This window comes from Pseudomonas sp. AC463, assembly GCF_979253585.1.
Map to the genome: position 1 here is coordinate 1 of NZ_CEEDDZ010000914.1, position 252 is coordinate 252.

At 70.2% G+C, this 252-nt stretch carries 1 pseudogene; it reads right to left on the reverse strand.

Annotation, left to right across the window (positions count from 1 at the left end):
- Positions 1 to 252 (reverse strand): annotated as a pseudogene (locus AC0IYH_RS32890) (protein-disulfide reductase DsbD); the annotation flags it as partial.

Sequence of the window (252 nt, forward strand, 5' to 3'; positions counted from 1 at the left end):
GTCGAGCAGCAGTGGCTGGCCTGCGCCCTTGGCCTGCGCCAGGGCTGCGTCCAGTTCCGCAGGGGTGCTGATGGTTTGCCAACTGCCGGCTGTCGTGGTGTTCTGCTCGGCGCCCGCCGAACCACTGCCCAGCGGTCGCAGCGGGTCGTCGCGGCCTTGCAGGGCGCCCGTCCAGGCTGCCAGGGCGTAGACCAGCAAAACCAGGCCGGCGAGCTGGGCCAGTTTGTCCCGCGCGCTTTTCGGCGTGAACTC